We start from the raw sequence: 16,377 nt of genomic DNA, 5'->3' as shown, positions 1-16,377 counted from the left end.
GGGCGACGGAAGTCGCGAACGGAAGTCGCGATAGGCTACGGGCTTTCAACAGCCGCATGGCTGGTCAAGACTTGCAGCGAGCCATCGCGACTTCCGTCGCTCCCACAAAGGCGCATCTGGATCACACCGGCATTTCGCTGCGGGTACCGAAGGCATGCGACAGGGTGCCGCGATCGACGTATTCGAGTTCACCGCCCAGCGGAACGCCGTGCGCGAGCCGGGTCGGTTTGACGTTGTGCTGGCGCGCGAGCTGCGCGAGGTAATGCGCGGTGGCTTCGCCTTCGACCGTCGGGTTGGTCGCGATCACCAGTTCCTGCACCTCGCCTTCCGCAAAGCGCGCGGCAAGCTTTTCGAGACCGAGCTCACGCGGGCCGATACCGTCCAGCGGACTGAGCCGGCCCTGCAGGACGAAATACAGACCGCGATAACCGGTGGCCTGTTCGATGACAAGTCTGTCCGCCGGCGATTCCACCGCGCACAGCAGATGCGCATCGCGCGAAGCGTTGGCGCAGGTCGCGCAGAGTTCGGCTTCGCTGAAATCGCGGCAGCGGGCGCAGTGGCCGATGCGGTCGACCGCCGCAGCCAATGCTTCGGAAAGCCGCTGACCGCCGTCGCGATCGCGCTCCAGCACGTGATAGGCCATCCGCTGCGCGGTTTTCTGGCCGACCCCGGGCAGGATGCGGAAGGCGTCGATCAGCTGTTCGAGGAGGGATACGGTCATCTTCGCGTCGTCATTCCCGCGAACGCGGGAACCCAGTGACTTTCAATCGGGATTTTCAAAAGATCAGGCAAAAGACGCTGGGTTCCCGCGTTCACGGGAATGACGGGCATCAAATCAGAACATCCCCGGAATCTTCATCCCCGGCGGGATCGGCATGCCCGCCGTCGCGCCGGACATTTTGGCCTGCGATTCGGCATTGACCTTGTTCACTGCGTCGTTGATCGCCGCGACCACCAGATCTTCGGTCATTTCCGCATCGGACAACACGCTGGGATCGATCTTCACGCTGCGGCATTCCATGCGGCCGGTCAGCGTCACGCTGACCATGCCGCCGCCGGCGCTGCCGGTGACTTCGAGCTTGGCGAGTTCTTCCTGGGCGCGCTGCATGTTTTCCTGCATCTTCTGCGCCTGTTGCATCAATTGGGCGATATTTCCACGCATGGGTGCGATCTCTCGGGTTCAGTCTTCGAATGGACGGATGGAATCGGGCACGAGTTTCGCACCCTGTTGGCTCATCAACCGCTGCACGTCGGGATGGGCCATGAATTGTTCTTCGGCGACGGTCTGCTTGGCGTCGCGCTGACGTTCGACGCGCTGATGCAGGGTTTCGGCGTTGGCCGGTTTGGCGTTGTCGAATTTCAGCTGCACCATGCCGCCGAGTTGCGCGCTGATCGTATCGGTCAGCGCCTTGACCAGAGACGGGCTGCGCAGATGATCGTCGTCGGCCGACAGCGACAGCCGCAGCACGCCATCCGCATAACCGGAGAACGCGGCATGGGCAGCGAGTTCGCGCGCAGGTCCGCGCAGGCCGCTGTTGGCAAGCAGGTCGAGCCAACGGTCGTTGTCGATCTCGATCATTGGCGCCGCAACAGGCATCGCCGGAACTGAAGGCTCAACGGCAACCGGTGAGGATCGTATCGGCGGTGGATCGAAAGTCGCTGGCAGCGGCGCCCGGGCCGGCGCCGCAGGGGCAGTGGTCTGTGGACGTTGCGCGGACGCATCCAGCGCCGCACGTGCCGCTTCGGGGCCGCGGGCAATTGTCGTTGCCGGTGCGCCGACTGTCGCCGCACCCGCTTCGGCGGGACGGAACGCCAGCATCCGCAGTGCGGTCATCTCGAATCCACCACGCGGACTGGGCGCCAGCCCCAGGTCACGGCGACCGTGCAGCGCCATCTGGTACCACAACTGCACGACTTCCGGCCGCAACTTGGCAGCGAGTGCGTCGATGTCGACGCCATCGGCCTCGATTTCAGCCGAAGGCACCAGTTGCCGCACCTGCACCCGGTGCAAGGCCTCGGCGATGGCATCGATCACCCCGGCCCAGTCCGGCGAAAAATCGGCCAACGCAGCGATCTCCGCCAGGAGATTCTCGCCGTCGCCATCCGCAAGCGCGTTCAGCACTGCACCGACGCGCATGCGGTCGACCGTTCCGAGCATGGTCGCAACGCCGGCATCGGTGAGCGCGGAGCCGCCGTTGCTTGCGCCGGTGTAAGCGATGGCCTGATCGAGCAGCGACAGACCATCGCGCAGGCTGCCGTCGGCGGCCTTGGACAACTGGCGGATCGCGCCGGCCTCGGCCGGGATGCCTTCCGCTTCGAGAATCTTCGCGATCTGCCCTTGGATCTGGGGCTCTTCCAGCCGTTTCAGATTGAATTGCAGGCAGCGCGACAGCACGGTGACCGGCAGTTTCTGCGGGTCGGTGGTCGCGAGCAGGAATTTGACGTGCCCCGGCGGCTCTTCCAGCGTCTTCAACAGCGCATTGAAGGCCGATTTCGAGAGCATGTGCACTTCGTCGATCAGATAGACCTTCACCCGGCCGCGCGATGGCATGTACTGGGCGTTGTCGATCACCTCGCGCACATCGTCCACGCCGGTGTTGCTCGCGGCGTCGATCTCGAGCAGGTCGATGAACCGCCCGGCGTCGATATCGCGGCAGGAATTGCACTCGCCGCAGGGCTCCGCCGACGTGCCGCGCTCGCAGTTCAGCGATTTCGCGAAGATCCGGGCGATCGTGGTCTTGCCCACCCCGCGTGTGCCGGTGAACAGGAAAGCATGGTGCACACGGCCAGTGTCGAGCGCATTGGTGAGCGCACGGACGACATGCTCCTGCCCGACCAGTTCGGCGAAACGCTTGGGGCGCCACTTGCGGGCGAGGACGAGATAGGACATCGGTACATTCTGCCACGCGCGACGGTTCGGCCGACGCAAGCCGAGGGCTTCCTTGTCCAAGGACCGCAGGCCGGATAGAATCGGCGGTCCTGAACACGGCTGGACGCCGGAATCGGGGTGGAAACGGAGAGGTGTCCGAGTGGTTGAAGGAGCACGCCTGGAAAGTGTGTAAGCGTCTAAACCGCGCTTCGGGGGTTCGAATCCCCCTCTCTCCGCCAGATCACGCAAACCCCTGACCCGTCAGGGGTTTTCCTTTTTCAGAGCATGACTTTGGGTACAGGACACCAATCGGGACACATCGCCCGATGCGCATCCTCCGCCATTTCGCGCGATCTCCGACCACCCCGTGGTTCTTCCGGTGGCGGCTTTCGAGCCTGAAGGGCAACACCCCTGCCCACGACATGGGAACGGCCATCGACGCGCTGAGCCGTTTTCCGGGCACTGGGACCGCGCTTCACTGCGATCAACTGCACGGATCCGGCGCGCCGGCATCAGCATATGCGCGAGGCCGACTGCTCCACGGCGGTCAGCATCGGGTAGTGCGAGCGTCGCAGGCTCGCATGTGCTGATAATTGTTGCTGAATCCGTACGCGACTGGTGCCGGTGGCGCATGCATTTCCGACCGGCCGCATTCAATACATCTCGCGTTGGATCCCCAGGGTCGACATCACTTTGCTCGCGATCTCTTCGATCGAGGTGTGCGTGGTGCTGAGCGTGGCGATGCGTTCGGCGCGCAGCATCGCCTCCGCCGCCGCGACTTCGCGCTTGCAGGTTTCCAACTGGGCGTAACGCGAATTGGCGCGACGTTCCTGGCGGATCTGCTGCAGCCGCACCGGATCGATGGTCAGCCCGAACAGTTTGGCGCGGTGCTGACGCAGTCGCGGCGGCAGGCGATCGTGCTCCAGGTCCTCGTCGGTCAGCGGGTAATTCGCAGCCTTCACGCCGTGATGCATCGCCAGATAGATGCAGGTCGGGGTCTTGCCGGCGCGCGAGACCGCAACCAGGATCACATCCGCCTCGTCGTAATTGGTGGCGATGCCGTCGTCGTGGGTCAGCGCGAAGTTCATCGCGTTGATGCGGCGGTGGTAGGTCTCGAAATCGACCATGCCATGCGCCTGCCCCACCCGCGACTGGCGCTGCTGGCCCAGTTCGCGCTCCAGCGGCGCGATGAACGGCGCGAACACGTCCAGCATCAGCGCCCCGCTCTCCGCCAACACCGCGCTGAGACTGGCGTCGACGCAGGAATTGATGACGATCGGCCGGCCACCGACAGCCTCTCCGGCGGCGCGGATACGGGCCGCTGCTTCCACCGCCTTTTCCGCGGTGTCCACGAACGGCAACCGGTCCGTGCGGAAGTCCGTACCCGTGAACTGGGTCAGCAGGCTGTGGCCGATGGTCTCGGCGGTGATGCCGGTGCCGTCTGAAACATAGAACACTGGACGAATGGATGACATGCGCGGTGTTTTCCGATCAATCGATTGATTTACAAAGCATTTTTTGACTGTGAACGTTGCAGCTCGAGCCCCGCGACTACGATTGCGGTCACAACACAGGCCCGGCAATGTCCGGCGATGGCTTAAAATATCCGCTTTCCCGGCCCCACGCCGCGTCCTCTTCGGAGACTTCACGCCTTGAACGACAACATCCTCTGGCTGCACGCGCTGCGGCTGTCCGACCTTGCCCGCGTCGGCGGCAAGAATTCTTCCCTCGGCGAGATGATCTGCCACTTGGCCGGGCTGGGGGTGTCGGTACCGGGCGGCTTCGCCACCACCGCCGAGGCGTTCAAGGACTTCATCGCCCACAACACGCTGCATCAGCGGATCTTCGACCGTCTGGCGACGTTGGATGTCGAAGACGTGCACGCACTGAACGCCGCCGGCGCCGAAATCCGTGGATGGGTGATCGATGCGCCGCTGCAGCTGCAGCTCGACTCCGATATCCGCAGCGCCTACGCGCAGCTCTGCACCGACAACGGCGGCTCGGAAATCGCGGTCGCCGTGCGCTCTTCGGCCACCGCTGAAGACCTGCCCGACGCCTCGTTCGCCGGCCAGCAGGAAACCTTCCTCAACGTGACCGGCGCCGACGATGTGGTGCGAAAGGTCAAGGAAGTGTTCGCCAGCCTCTACAACGACCGGGCGATCGCCTACCGGGTGCATCACGGCTTCAAGCACGAGGATGTATTCCTCTCGGCCGGCGTGCAGCTGATGGTGCGCTCGGATGTCGGTTCGTCCGGCGTGCTGTTCACCCTCGACACCGAATCCGGTTTCCGCGACGTGGTGTTCGTCACCGCAAGCTACGGCCTGGGCGAGAACGTGGTCCAGGGCGCGGTGAATCCCGACGAATTCTATGTCTACAAGCCGACCCTGCGCGCGGGCAAGCCGGCGATCCTGCGCCGTTCGATGGGCGCCAAACAGATCCGCATGGTCTATTCCGACAAGCCCGGCGAGCGCGTGCGCAACGAAGACACGCCGACCGAACTGCGCAATGCGTTCTCGATCACCGACGAAGACGTGCAGGAACTGTCGCGGCAGGCGCTGACCATCGAGGAACACTACGGCCGGCCGATGGATATCGAGTGGGCGAAGGACGGCATCACCGGCAAGCTCTTCGTCGTGCAGGCGCGCCCGGAAACCGTGAAGTCGCGCGCGCACGCCACCCAGATCGAACGCTACAGCCTCGGCCGTCGCGGCGACGTGGTCTGCGAAGGCCGTGCGATCGGTCACAAGATCGGCAGCGGCGTCGCCCGCGTGGTGCGCTCGCTCGCGGACATGAACCGCGTGCAGCCCGGCGATGTGCTGATCGCCGACATGACCGATCCCGACTGGGAGCCGGTGATGAAGCGCGCCTCGGCCATCGTCACCAATCGCGGTGGCCGCACCTGCCACGCCGCGATCATCGCGCGCGAGCTCGGCGTTCCCGCCGTGGTCGGCACCGGCAATGCGCTGGACACCATCGTCGATGGCCATGAAGTGACGGTGAGCTGCGCAGAAGGCGACACCGGCTTCATTTACGCAGGCCTGCTGCCGTTCGAGCGCATCGTCACCGATCTGGACAATATGCCGCCAGCGCCGCTGAAGATCATGATGAACGTGGCGAACCCGGAGCGCGCCTTCGATTTCGCGATGTTGCCGAATGCCGGCATCGGCCTCGCGCGTCTGGAAATGATCATCGCAAGCCATATCGGCGTGCATCCCAAGGCGCTGCTCGATTACGCGAATCAGGATGCCGAGGTCAAACGCAAGATCGACGCGAAGATGGCGGGTTACGCCAGTCCGGTCGATTTCTACGTCGACCGTCTCGCCGAGGGCATCGCCACCATCACCGCATCGGTCGCGCCGAACCCGGTGATCGTGCGTCTCTCCGATTTCAAATCGAACGAATACGCCAACCTCATCGGCGGCGCGCGCTACGAGCCGCACGAAGAGAACCCGATGATCGGTTTCCGCGGCGCCAGTCGCTACGTCGATCCGTCGTTCCGCGATGCGTTCGCGCTGGAATGCCGGGCGGTACGCAAGGTCCGCGAGACCATGGGCCTCGACAACTGCTGGGTGATGATTCCGTTCGTGCGCACGCTCGGCGAAGGCCGCAAGGTGATCGAAGTGCTGAAAGAGAACGGCCTGGAACAAGGCAAGGCTGGACTGAAGATCATCATGATGTGCGAAGTGCCGTCGAACGCGCTGCTGGCCGACGAATTCCTCGATATCTTCGACGGTTTCTCGATCGGCTCCAACGACATGACCCAGCTGACGCTGGGCCTGGACCGCGATTCGGCGATCGTCGCCAATCTGTTCGACGAACGCGACCCGGCGGTCAAGAAGATGCTGTCGATGGCGATCCAGGCCGCGAAGCGCAAAGGCAAGTACATCGGCATCTGCGGCCAGGGCCCCAGCGACCACCCCGATCTCGCCGAATGGCTGATGCAGGAAGGCATCGAATCGGTGTCGCTGAACCCGGACACCGTGGTCGATACGTGGTTGCGGTTGGCGAAGTCGAAAGCGGGTTGATACTTCTTGGCGGAAGCGCGGATGATCCCCGCCATCTCGCATGTCTTGAGTGTCGAAATGATCCGGGATGGCGGCTCGCTGGCCGCCGATTTCCGTGGAGCAGACGGCTGCGAATATTGGCTCTTCTTTCCGATCGACTTGACATCACATGCTACTGGCCTTCCGGAGGAATGCGGTTATCTCGCGCCGACCGTTCTTGATCGTCTGTGCGGAAGAGAGTTCGCCATCACATGGAAACATGCGCTGGTTTTCCTCGACCAGATCGAAGCATTTCCACTTTGCGAAACTTCGCAGCGATGGCTGAGCACCATGCGCGAAGTGGCTATTGCCGAAGGTGCGCCATCATCGGAGTCATAGGGGCGGCTGGCCCGCCATCACAATGCGTGACATGTCTCGAAAAGCGATCGAAGCAACATGCCGATCATTGCGTCCATGATCGGACAGCGACGTAGTGTGGGCCCTGGCCCACCATTGCGATGTATCGTATGCCTCGAACAACGATCGAGGCAGCATGCCGATCATTGCATTCCTGGCCGGAAAGTTCGCATCGGTGGGCCAGGGCCCACCCTACTTGAGCGCCGCGCCCTTCTGTGACAACCAGGGATGGATTTCGCACACGAGCCGCCCTGCTTTCACCGCCGGATCGTCGTTGCACATGGCTTCGGCACCCGTGCGATCCGGCACGTCGAGAATGAAGATGCCGCGCCAGTCGCCGTCATCCATGAAAGGGCCGGCGATCTGCAGCAGGCCTTTGTCGGCGTAGGTCTGGATGTTCGCCATGTGCCCGGCCTGCAGGGCCCGGGCTTCTTCCGCTGGGTGATCGCGCTTCGCGCCTTTCTTCAGCATCACGAACCAGTACTGCTTCATGCCCGGCGGCAGCGCGGGCGCGGCGGTTTCCGCAACTTTCGGCGCGGTGGCGGGTTCGGGCTGCGCGGCACAGACGACGAAAGACACCGACAGCAGCAGGGTGGCCGTGATCGCTTTCATCCTCGTCTCCTCGTGGTTCAACCCGTGAATTCTCCGAACCGCGTGCGGTAATAGCGCAGTTCGGTGATCGAATCGCGCACATCGCTGAGCGCGGTGTGCGCGGATTCCTTGTGGATACCCGCCATGACCTGCGGCGCCCAGCGCTTGGCGAGCTCCTTCAAGGTGCTGACGTCGAGGTTGCGGTAGTGGAAGTAGCGTTCCAGCTCGGGCATGCAGCGATGCAGGAAGCGGCGGTCCTGGCAGATCGAGTTGCCGCACATCGGCGACGATTTCGGCCCGATCCAGTCCTGCAGGAAGCGGATCGTCTGCAGTTCCGCCTCGCGCATGGTCACGCCCTGCTCCAGCACCCGCTGCCAGAGCCCGGACCGGCGATGCTGGTTGCGGTTCCAGTCGTCCATGGCCTCCAGCGTGGCCAGATCGTGGGTGATCGCGAACTGCGGGCCTTCGGCCAACACGTTGAGATTGGCGTCGGTGACGATGGTGGCGATCTCGATCACCGAATCGTGGTCGGTGTCGAGCCCGGTCATTTCGAGATCGATCCAGATCAGGCGGCCATCGAAGCGCATGGCTTCGATCCTGCGGAACTGGTCGTCGGCATCGATCATCGGGTTGGAAGCCATATCGCTCGCATCGCACATCGGGAACCCGCATGATATCGCAGCCTTCCCTGTTGGCCCATGCGCATGGCGCTTACGCCCGTCCTCGATCACCACGCGATACTCGGCGCAATGCTGGCGCCGGCCCTGTTGATGGCCGCCACCGGTTCGCTGCTGGTGTCGGCGAATGCGCGGTTGGCGCGTGTCGTCGACCGTCTGCGCAGCCTGATCGTGGCCTGGGAACAGGATGCGCCCGATCGAAGCGAACGCGATACGCAGATCGCGCGGCATCGCGCCCGTGCCGCATTGGTGCTGCGCGCCTGCTGGATGCTCTACGCCGCGCTGGGATGCTTTGTCGGCACCAGTCTGGGATTGGCGGCCGACGCCCTGCTGGGCTTCAGGCTTGGCGCGGTGCCCACGGTGCTGGCGGTGATCGGCATGCTCTGCCTGCTGGTGGCCAGCCTGGCGATGGGGCGCGAAGTGAGCCTGTCGGTGAAGAGCTTCGACGAGGAGCTGGATCAGGAGCTTGCCCGGAAACGCACCTGATCGGCATGTTTCATCCTGTATGCCCAGCGCAGCAGGCGCTTTGCACCGCGTGCCGCCTTGGCGCACCTGATGCAGGGGCGCGCATGCCGCCATCGCTGATGGAAAACAGCACGTCAAAAGCCTGAGGTAACCCCACTATTATCGAGGGTTTCAAAAAAAGCGTCGCCATCCCCGCGAACGCGGGGATCCAGTGACTTTCAAGCTTCTGCGCAGCGCAAAGACACCGGGTTCCCGCATTCGCGGGAACGACGGGTAGAAGAGACGACGGGTAAAAGAACGGTCACTGCCGATCAATCGATCCGTTTGATTTTCTTGGGAAAAAAGTGGGGATACCTCAGGCCGGGGCGCACCCTACAAGAGCGGCTTGCCGCGTTTGCGGCGGAAGTAATTGGTGAGCATCGCGCTGGCGTCTGCGGCGAGCAAGCCACCCTGCATTTCGACGCGATGATTGTGTCGCGGGTCGCCCAACAGGTCGAACACGCTGCCAGCGGCGCCGGTCTTCGGATCGCTCGCCGCATAGACCACCCGCGCGACGCGGGCGTGGATCATCGCCATCGCGCACATCGCGCAGGGCTCCAGCGTGACGTAGAGCGTGCAGCCGATCAGCCGGTGGTTGCCCACTGCCTGGCCTGCGGCCCGCATTGCCACGATTTCGGCGTGCGCGGTCGGGTCGTGGTCGCCGATGTTGCGGTTCCAGCCTTCGCCGAGGACATGACCATCGGCATCGACCAGCACTGCACCGACCGGGATCTCGTCGTCCTCGAACTCCGCGCGCGCCGCGAGCGCGAGCGCATGCCGCATCCACGCGGTATCGCTGTCGCGCCATGCGATCGGCGTCTCGGTCTGTACTGTATTTTCGTCGATCGATGACATGCCCGGCCGGGATTCGCCGCATTCTGCGTAATGACAAGCCAATGATGATCGCTGTGCTGACCTGTGTCATCTGCCAGCTGGCAGCCGATCACGATCCATCGAAGGATTCACGCTCCACGAGCGTCCAACAGGGGAAGTTAAACCATGTCGAACACCACAGATCCATCCGCGTCCAACGCTGCAAGCGATTGCAAGGCGACACCGATCACACTACCGCCGACCCTGCCGCCCAGCCCGTGCTGCTGCGACAGCGATCCGATCGCCGGCCTGAAACAACTGTTCGTCGATTATTTCCAGGGCGTGGGCATGGCTGCGGGCCGCGACCCCGCAACACGGCCGGTGTTCCTGCGCCTGCACGGCGTGGCGCACGGACGTTTCGTGATCGAGCCGGATCTGCCAGAAGCGCTGCGCGTCGGCGTGTTCGCGCAGGCGCCGGAGTATCCGATGTGGGTACGTTTCTCCAGCGACGTGCAGCCGGGCCGGCCCGACATCAAGGGCACGATGGGGATCGGCATCAAGCTGTTCGGCGTCGATGGCGAAAAACTGCTCGAGCCTGACCAGGACGCCACGACCCACGATTTCATCCTGCAGAACCACGACGTGTTCTTTGTCGATACCGCCAGGGACATGTGCGAGTTCACCTGCCAGTCGCTGCACGGCAAGGGCGACGACTATCTGCGTCAGCACCCCAAGACCCAGCAGATCCTCGACGACATGGCCAAGCAGGTGCCGTCGGTGCTGGTCAGCGATTACTGGAGCGTCCTGCCATCGCACTTCGGCGAAGGCCGCCATGTCAAATACAAGCTCGAACCGGTCGATCCGGTGCCGCCTGCGGATGGCGGGCCCGATTACAGCGATCCGTTCTACCTGCGCGCCGATCTGCATGCGCGCATCCAGCGCGGCGAAGCGCGGTTCCGATTCCTGGTCCAGTTCCAGACCAACGATGAGGACATGCCGCTCGATGCCGCCACCGTGCGCTGGAGCGAAACGGACAGCCCGCCGATCCATGTCGCGACGCTGATCCTGCCGCAGCAGGACGCCGGCACGCGCGGCCAGTCCACCTACGGCGAGAATCTCGCCTACAACCCGTGGCACGCCCTGCCCGCCCACAAGCCTGCGGGCAGCATCGCCGACGCACGCAAGGTCGTGTATCGCGCCTCCGCGGCGAACCGCCGCAACGTCAACGGCGTGCCGCAGGCGGAACCGGTCGTGCCGCGCCCGTCGCAATACGCGCCCGGCGTGGATTATCCGGGCGCGAAGGACACCCGCATCGTCCGCGCCGCGATCCATCCGGCGATCGGCATCGCGCGGGTCGGCAACAGCGTCGACGCGTACTACGTCGGCCCGCAGGTCGCCGATCCCGCGCCGCAGCCGGTCGGTTTCTATCGCGACGCCAGCGGCGCGCTCAAACGCGAAGCCGCGCAGTTCCGCATCTACGGCTACAACGCAGGCGGCGAGATCGTCCGCGAGCTCACCGCCGATTCGGCCGACATCCTCTGGTCGGTCCACGTCGCCAATCGCAAGGCCGCCTGGTACCAGTGGCAGATCGCGATGGATATCTCGGAAGCCGCTGCGGCCGTCGTGCCCTTGCGCAACGCGAAAGTCGCTGCGCGCGACACCCTGGTGATCGATTCCGGCCCCCGCACCATCGCCGGCAAGAACACCGCGCCGGTGATGTGCACGGGCGCGTTCACCGGTGTGCCGGTGAAGATCGGCGAACTGCAGACCGATGCCAGCGGGCGACTGCTGTTCCTCGGTGGCCACGGCGTCTCCGCTTCGCCATCGGGTGCGACGATCTTCAACGACAAGGATCCCAACGGTTTCATCAATGCCGACGACTGGTACGACGACACCTGCGACGGGCCGGTCTCGGCCACGGTGAACATCGAAGGCCGCGTCATTCCGGTGGAATCGGCGTGGGTGGTCACCGCACCGCCGAACTACGCGCCGCAGGTGAAATCCGAGCGGACCATGTACGACCTGCTCTACGACCTGTACGTGCAGGCCGGCTGGATGCAGGCGCCTGCGGAGATCTCGTTCGCCGACGATGTCTATCCGATCCTGCAGCGACTCTCGGGGCTGCAGTGGGTCAATCAGGGCTTCGCCACACTGTTCGGCCACAACGGCCGCTACGATTTCGAGAACGCGGCGTTCATCGCGCAGTTGTCGGCGCATGTGCCCACCGGACAATACGATCCCAACGCCGAGCTGCGGCGTCAGGTCTTCAACAGTTTCCGTCCGCCGAATCCGCCCGACGGCAATCAACTGCCCTGGCCATGGGTCTACGGCGATGCCATGGAAGTGCCGGCCGGCGACAGCCCGCGCCAGAACGCGAGCGTCAGCCAGACCCAGTACGACATCCTGCAGCGCTGGATGAGCGGCGACTTCCAGTCGGATTGGGATCCGGCCAAAGCACCGCCGGCCAGCATCGACAAAGTGCCGCTGGCGCAGCAGCCGGCGATGCTCGATCGCGCCGCACTGGAATTCTGCCTCGCCGATGCCTTCCATCCCGGCTGCGAAATGACCTGGCCGATGCGGCATCTGACGCTGTACCACAAGCCGTTCCGCATTCGCGTGCGGCCGGAGGGCGTGAAAGCGCCGAAGTACGGCAAAACCCTGGACCAGGCGACGGTGCTTTCGTCGAAAGGCCCATTGCATGCCCAATCCCCGGGCGATATCAACCGTTGGATGGGCCTGCCATGGCAGGCCGATACCGCGTTCTGCCGTGCCGGTTACGACACCGCCTACGATCCGTTCGCACCGACGTTCTGGCCGGCACGCGTGCCGAACCATGTGCTGACCGCCGACGATTACGCGATCGTCATCGATCCCACGCAGCCGATGGCACGACGCCTCGAAGCGTTCGCCAACCGCACCAGTTGGAACAAGCCGCTGCACGGCACGACCGCCGGGCAGATGGAACAGATGGTGCGGATCTACGGCTCGATGGGCCTGGTCGAAGTGCGTCCGGGCGTGGAAGGCGATGCCGCTTTTCCCGAAACGATGATGGCGGCGTCGTACGGCCCCGATGTGGATCCGGCGGATGCATCAAGCATGAGCGCAGCCGCGCAGGCCAAGCCGATGCTGAAAGCCGCGTTGACTGGCGAAGCGAATCTCAAGGCGCATCCCAAGTCGCGACCGCTGCCGCAGGCGGCCAACTTCGAGAGTCGGGAGGATGCGCAGCAGGCACCGTTGCCGGTCCGTCATCACCACAGACGCGACGACTGACACGTGGGCGCAAGTGTCTACGATGTCGCGATCGCAGGCGGCGGCCCGGCCGGGGCCGCCGCAGCGACCGTGCTCGCACGCGCCGGACTTCGCGTACTGCTGGCCGATGCCGGCAGTGCGCGGGGGCTGCAGAACGGCAAGTACAAGGTCGGCGAAGGTCTGCCGCCATCGGCACGCCATCTGTTGCGCGATCTCGGCGCGCTCGAACGCGTGCTCGCCGACGGCCACCGCGCCAGCCATGGCACGCTCGCGTTCTGGGGCGACGACGCACCGCGCGCCAACGACTTCATGTTCCAACTGCACGGTCATGGCCTGCAGCTGGACCGCTTGCGCTTCGACGCGGCACTGCTCGACCACGCACGCGCATCGGGCGCGGAGATCGTGCGCGATGCGAAACTGTCGCTGATCGCATCGGCTTCGAACGAGGGGCGCTACCACCTTCAGCTGCGCACGCGGGGTACGGAGGACGCCATCGAATGCCGATGGCTGATCGACGCCACCGGGCGACCGGCCACGCTTGCGCGCCAGCTCGGCGCCGAACGGATCGAATACGACCGGCTGCTCGCCTTCCACATGCGCCTGCGCAGCGACATGGATACCGATCGGGATGGCCGTACCTGGATCGAAGCCGTCGAGCACGGCTGGTGGTACAGCGTGCTGTTGCCCTCGCGCGAGCGCCTGGTTTCTTTCCTCTGCAATACGGATCTCGCCGACCGCCGCACCGTGCTCACGCGCGAAGGGTTGTGGAGCGTGCTGCAGGCCGCTCCGCGCATGCGCGCGCTGTGCGAAGAGCATGGCTACAGACCGTCGTCGCCCCCGCAAGGCGCGGACGCGTCGAGCCATCATCTCGATCGGCCCGTAGGCGTGCCTGAAGACGGGCAACGCTGGCTCGCCGTGGGCGATGCCGCGCTCGCCTTCGACCCGTTGTCATCGAAAGGCATCTCCAACGCGCTGTACACCGGTCTGCGTGCCGCGCAGGCGATCATCGAATGCGGGAAAGGCGATGCGGATGCGCTTTCGCGCTACGCGGATCATCTCCTCGATATCCATCGCGTCTATCGCGAACGGCTGGTCGCGTTCTACCGCATGGAACAGCGGTGGCCGGAATCGGGCTTCTGGGCGCAGCGCGCCGCCGATCCAGCGGATCTGGACCTCATCGCTACCGTGGAGGCCTGACAGGCCGTTGAAAAACCGTCAGACCCGACCTGCCGCCTCCAACGCCGCGAATTCGTCGTCCGCGAACAGCCTCGAGCGCACCAGGAAGCGCACACCCTCGCCGTTTTCCAGGGAAAACATGCCGCCGCGCCCTTCGACGACATCGATGATCAGCTGCGTGTGTTTCCAATACTCGAACTGCGGCCGGCTGATGTAGAACGACGCACCGCCGATTTCGCCCAGGCAGACATCGTTGTCGCCGACGATGAATTCGCCCTCCGGGAAGCACATCGGCGACGAACCGTCGCAGCAGCCCCCGGACTGGTGGAACATCAGCGCGCCGTGGCGCGCGCGCAGCTTGTCGATCAATTGCAGCGCACTCAACGTCGCCATCACCTGCAGCGGCGGATCGGGCATGTCGTGTCTCCAACGCCGCCGGGCACGAGGCCCGGCGGCGACATCGGATCAGAAGAAGCCCAGCGCCTTCGGCGAATAGCTCACCAGCAGGTTCTTGGTCTGCTGATAGTGGTCCAGCATCATCTTGTGGTTCTCGCGGCCGATACCGGATTGCTTGTATCCGCCGAACGCGGCGTGCGCCGGATACGCGTGATAGCAGTTCGTCCAAACGCGGCCGGCCTGGATGGCGCGGCCGACGCGATACAGGCGGCTGGCATCGCGGCTCCAGATGCCCGCACCCAGGCCGTACAGCGTGTCGTTGGCGATCTGCAGCGCTTCCTCTTCGGTCTTGAACGTGGTGACCGACACCACCGGCCCGAAGATTTCCTCCTGGAAGACGCGCATCCTGTTGTGGCCCTTGAACACCGTCGGCTTCACGTAATAGCCGCCGGCAAGGTCGCCGCCGAGCACGTTGCGCTCGCCGCCGATCAGCACTTCGGCGCCTTCCTGCCTGCCGATATCGATATAGCTGAGGATCTTCTCCAACTGTTCGCTGGATGCCTGCGCGCCGACCATGGTGCTCGGGTCGAGCGGATCGCCCTGCTTGATCGCGGCAATCCGCACGATCACCCGCTCCATGAACTTTTCGTAGATCGATTCGTGGATCAGCGCGCGCGACGGACAGGTGCAGACTTCGCCCTGGTTGAACGCGAACAGCACGAAGCCTTCCACCGCCTTGTCGAGGAAATCGTCGTCTTCGGCCATCACATCGGCGAAGAAGATGTTCGGCGACTTGCCGCCGAGTTCCAGCGTCACCGGAATCAGGTTCTGGCTGGCGTACTGCATGATCAGGCGGCCGGTGGTGGTTTCGCCGGTGAACGCGATCTTGGCGATGCGCGGGCTCGATGCCAGCGGCTTGCCGGCTTCCAGACCGAAACCGTTGACGACGTTGAGCACGCCCGGCGGCAGCAGGTCGCCGATGATTTCCATCAGCACCAGAATGCTGGCCGGCGTCTGTTCGGCCGGCTTGAGCACCACGCAGTTGCCCGCAGCCAATGCCGGCGCGAGCTTCCACGCCGCCATCAGCATCGGGAAGTTCCACGGGATGATCTGGCCGACCACGCCCAGCGGTTCGTGGAAGTGATAGGCGATGGTGTCGTGATCGATCTCGCTGAGGCTGCCTTCCTGCGCGCGGACCGCGCCGGCGAAATAGCGGAAGTGATCGGCCATCAGCGGCACGTCGGCATTCATCGTCTCGCGGATCGGCTTGCCGTTGTCCCAGGTTTCGGCGTGGGCCAGCACGTCGAGATTCTGTTCGATGCGGTCTGCGATCCGGTTGAGGATGTTCGCGCGTTCGGTGGTGGTGGTCTTGCCCCAGGCGTCCTTGGCGGCGTGCGCGGCGTCGAGCGCGGCTTCGATGTCGTCCTTGTTCGAGCGTGCGATGCGGGTGAAGACCTTGCCGGTGATCGGGGTGATGTTGTCGAAGTATTCGCCGCTGTGCGGCGCCACCCACTTGCCGCCGATGTAGTTGTCGTACTGCGGTTTGAAGATCGCGGTGTGGTCGTGACTGTTCGGTTTTGCGAGAGCGTTCATGGCGGACTCCGTGTGGACTGTGTCCTTACCAACTGCAAGTCCGGTGCCAATTCACGGTTGACGCATTGCAGCATGGACGGATTCCAGCATTGACGAGCACTTGCGACAA

General features: G+C 64.3%; 14 protein-coding genes and 1 tRNA gene. 6 read left to right on the top strand and 9 right to left on the bottom strand.

The features are described 5' to 3' along the window. Positions 1-121: 121 nt before the first annotated feature. The 3 genes from recR to dnaX form a co-directional block, all read right to left on the bottom strand. Positions 122-721 (bottom strand): recombination protein RecR, encoded by a 600-nt coding sequence (gene recR / locus HOP03_16535; GenBank protein ID NOT89764.1) that lies wholly within the window; start codon positions 719-721, stop codon positions 122-124. Between the two features lie 114 nt (positions 722-835). Continuing rightward, the gene (locus HOP03_16530) at positions 836-1,162 is read right to left on the bottom strand and encodes a YbaB/EbfC family nucleoid-associated protein (protein ID NOT89763.1); all 327 of its coding nucleotides are present in this window, start codon (positions 1,160-1,162) and stop codon (positions 836-838) included. An 18-nt stretch (positions 1,163-1,180) separates the two neighbouring features. Beyond that, complete coding sequence (gene dnaX, locus HOP03_16525; GenBank protein ID NOT89762.1) at positions 1,181-2,890, bottom strand: DNA polymerase III subunit gamma/tau; 1,710 nt, start codon at positions 2,888-2,890, stop codon at positions 1,181-1,183. Positions 2,891-3,015: 125 nt separating this feature from the next. Here dnaX and HOP03_16520 point away from each other — a divergent pair. Continuing rightward, positions 3,016-3,108: transfer RNA gene (locus HOP03_16520), tRNA-Ser, on the top strand. A 414-nt stretch (positions 3,109-3,522) separates the two neighbouring features. On the opposite strand, the gene HOP03_16515 is transcribed toward HOP03_16520, so the two are convergent. Then, a complete protein-coding gene (locus HOP03_16515; GenBank protein NOT89761.1) occupies positions 3,523-4,344 on the bottom strand; it encodes a kinase/pyrophosphorylase in 822 nt (273 codons plus the stop codon). 177 nt (positions 4,345-4,521) lie between these two features. Between HOP03_16515 and ppsA the strand changes: the two genes are divergently transcribed. Together ppsA and HOP03_16505 are read left to right on the top strand one after the other, a co-directional pair. After that, entirely contained in the window at positions 4,522-6,894 is a 2,373-nt protein-coding gene (gene ppsA / locus HOP03_16510) for a phosphoenolpyruvate synthase (protein NOT89760.1), read from the top strand. Between the two features lie 21 nt (positions 6,895-6,915). Further along, positions 6,916-7,251 (top strand): hypothetical protein, encoded by a 336-nt coding sequence (locus tag HOP03_16505; GenBank protein NOT89759.1) that lies wholly within the window; start codon positions 6,916-6,918, stop codon positions 7,249-7,251. Between the two features lie 210 nt (positions 7,252-7,461). On the opposite strand, the gene HOP03_16500 is transcribed toward HOP03_16505, so the two are convergent. Beyond that, a complete protein-coding gene (locus HOP03_16500) occupies positions 7,462-7,881 on the bottom strand; it encodes a hypothetical protein (protein NOT89758.1) in 420 nt (139 codons plus the stop codon). 17 nt (positions 7,882-7,898) lie between these two features. After that, the gene (gene orn / locus HOP03_16495; GenBank protein NOT89757.1) at positions 7,899-8,447 is read right to left on the bottom strand and encodes an oligoribonuclease; all 549 of its coding nucleotides are present in this window, start codon (positions 8,445-8,447) and stop codon (positions 7,899-7,901) included. Positions 8,448-8,564: 117 nt separating this feature from the next. On the opposite strand from orn, the gene HOP03_16490 reads away from it, so the two are divergent. Beyond that, entirely contained in the window at positions 8,565-9,023 is a 459-nt protein-coding gene (locus HOP03_16490; GenBank protein ID NOT89756.1) for a DUF2721 domain-containing protein, read from the top strand. Positions 9,024-9,374: 351 nt separating this feature from the next. On the opposite strand, the gene tadA is transcribed toward HOP03_16490, so the two are convergent. Next, on the bottom strand, positions 9,375-9,896 hold the full coding sequence (tadA, locus tag HOP03_16485; protein NOT89755.1) for a tRNA adenosine(34) deaminase TadA: 522 nt from the start codon (positions 9,894-9,896) through the stop codon (positions 9,375-9,377). A gap of 306 nt (positions 9,897-10,202) precedes the next feature. Between tadA and HOP03_16480 the strand changes: the two genes are divergently transcribed. Beyond that, positions 10,203-13,124, top strand: a complete 2,922-nt coding sequence (locus tag HOP03_16480) for a catalase (GenBank protein ID NOT89754.1) — start codon at positions 10,203-10,205, stop codon at positions 13,122-13,124. 3 nt (positions 13,125-13,127) lie between these two features. Beyond that, entirely contained in the window at positions 13,128-14,300 is a 1,173-nt protein-coding gene (locus tag HOP03_16475) for an oxidoreductase (GenBank protein ID NOT89753.1), read from the top strand. 18 nt (positions 14,301-14,318) lie between these two features. Here HOP03_16475 and HOP03_16470 read toward each other — a convergent pair whose 3' ends face one another. Next, positions 14,319-14,696 carry a DUF779 domain-containing protein gene (locus HOP03_16470; protein NOT89752.1) on the bottom strand — a complete coding sequence of 126 codons (378 nt, stop codon included), beginning with the start codon at positions 14,694-14,696 and terminating at the stop codon, positions 14,319-14,321. A gap of 48 nt (positions 14,697-14,744) precedes the next feature. After that, positions 14,745-16,268, bottom strand: a complete 1,524-nt coding sequence (locus tag HOP03_16465) for an aldehyde dehydrogenase family protein (GenBank protein ID NOT89751.1) — start codon at positions 16,266-16,268, stop codon at positions 14,745-14,747. Between the last annotated feature and the right edge of the window lie 109 nt (positions 16,269-16,377).

The sequence above is a fragment of the Lysobacter sp. genome (assembly GCA_013141175.1).
GTDB lineage: Bacteria > Pseudomonadota > Gammaproteobacteria > Xanthomonadales > Xanthomonadaceae > Lysobacter_I.
The sequence above is the reverse complement of the archived record's forward strand: the minus strand, read 5'-3'. Positions and strand labels throughout refer to the sequence as shown.

Excerpts from the sequence above, each read along its gene's own strand:
- recR (NOT89764.1), bottom strand. The coding sequence starts at position 721 with ATGACCGTATCCCTCCTCGAACAGCTGATCGACGCCTTCCGCATCCTG.
- HOP03_16530 (NOT89763.1), bottom strand. The coding sequence starts at position 1,162 with ATGCGTGGAAATATCGCCCAATTGATGCAACAGGCGCAGAAGATGCAG.
- dnaX (NOT89762.1), bottom strand. The coding sequence starts at position 2,890 with ATGTCCTATCTCGTCCTCGCCCGCAAGTGGCGCCCCAAGCGTTTCGCC.
- HOP03_16515 (NOT89761.1), bottom strand. The coding sequence starts at position 4,344 with ATGTCATCCATTCGTCCAGTGTTCTATGTTTCAGACGGCACCGGCATC.
- HOP03_16505 (NOT89759.1), top strand. The coding sequence starts at position 6,916 with ATGATCCCCGCCATCTCGCATGTCTTGAGTGTCGAAATGATCCGGGAT.
- HOP03_16500 (NOT89758.1), bottom strand. The coding sequence starts at position 7,881 with ATGAAAGCGATCACGGCCACCCTGCTGCTGTCGGTGTCTTTCGTCGTC.
- orn (NOT89757.1), bottom strand. The coding sequence starts at position 8,447 with ATGCGCTTCGATGGCCGCCTGATCTGGATCGATCTCGAAATGACCGGG.
- HOP03_16490 (NOT89756.1), top strand. The coding sequence starts at position 8,565 with ATGGCGCTTACGCCCGTCCTCGATCACCACGCGATACTCGGCGCAATG.
- tadA (NOT89755.1), bottom strand. The coding sequence starts at position 9,896 with ATGTCATCGATCGACGAAAATACAGTACAGACCGAGACGCCGATCGCA.
- HOP03_16480 (NOT89754.1), top strand. The coding sequence starts at position 10,203 with ATGGCTGCGGGCCGCGACCCCGCAACACGGCCGGTGTTCCTGCGCCTG.
- HOP03_16470 (NOT89752.1), bottom strand. The coding sequence starts at position 14,696 with ATGCCCGATCCGCCGCTGCAGGTGATGGCGACGTTGAGTGCGCTGCAA.
- HOP03_16465 (NOT89751.1), bottom strand. The coding sequence starts at position 16,268 with ATGAACGCTCTCGCAAAACCGAACAGTCACGACCACACCGCGATCTTC.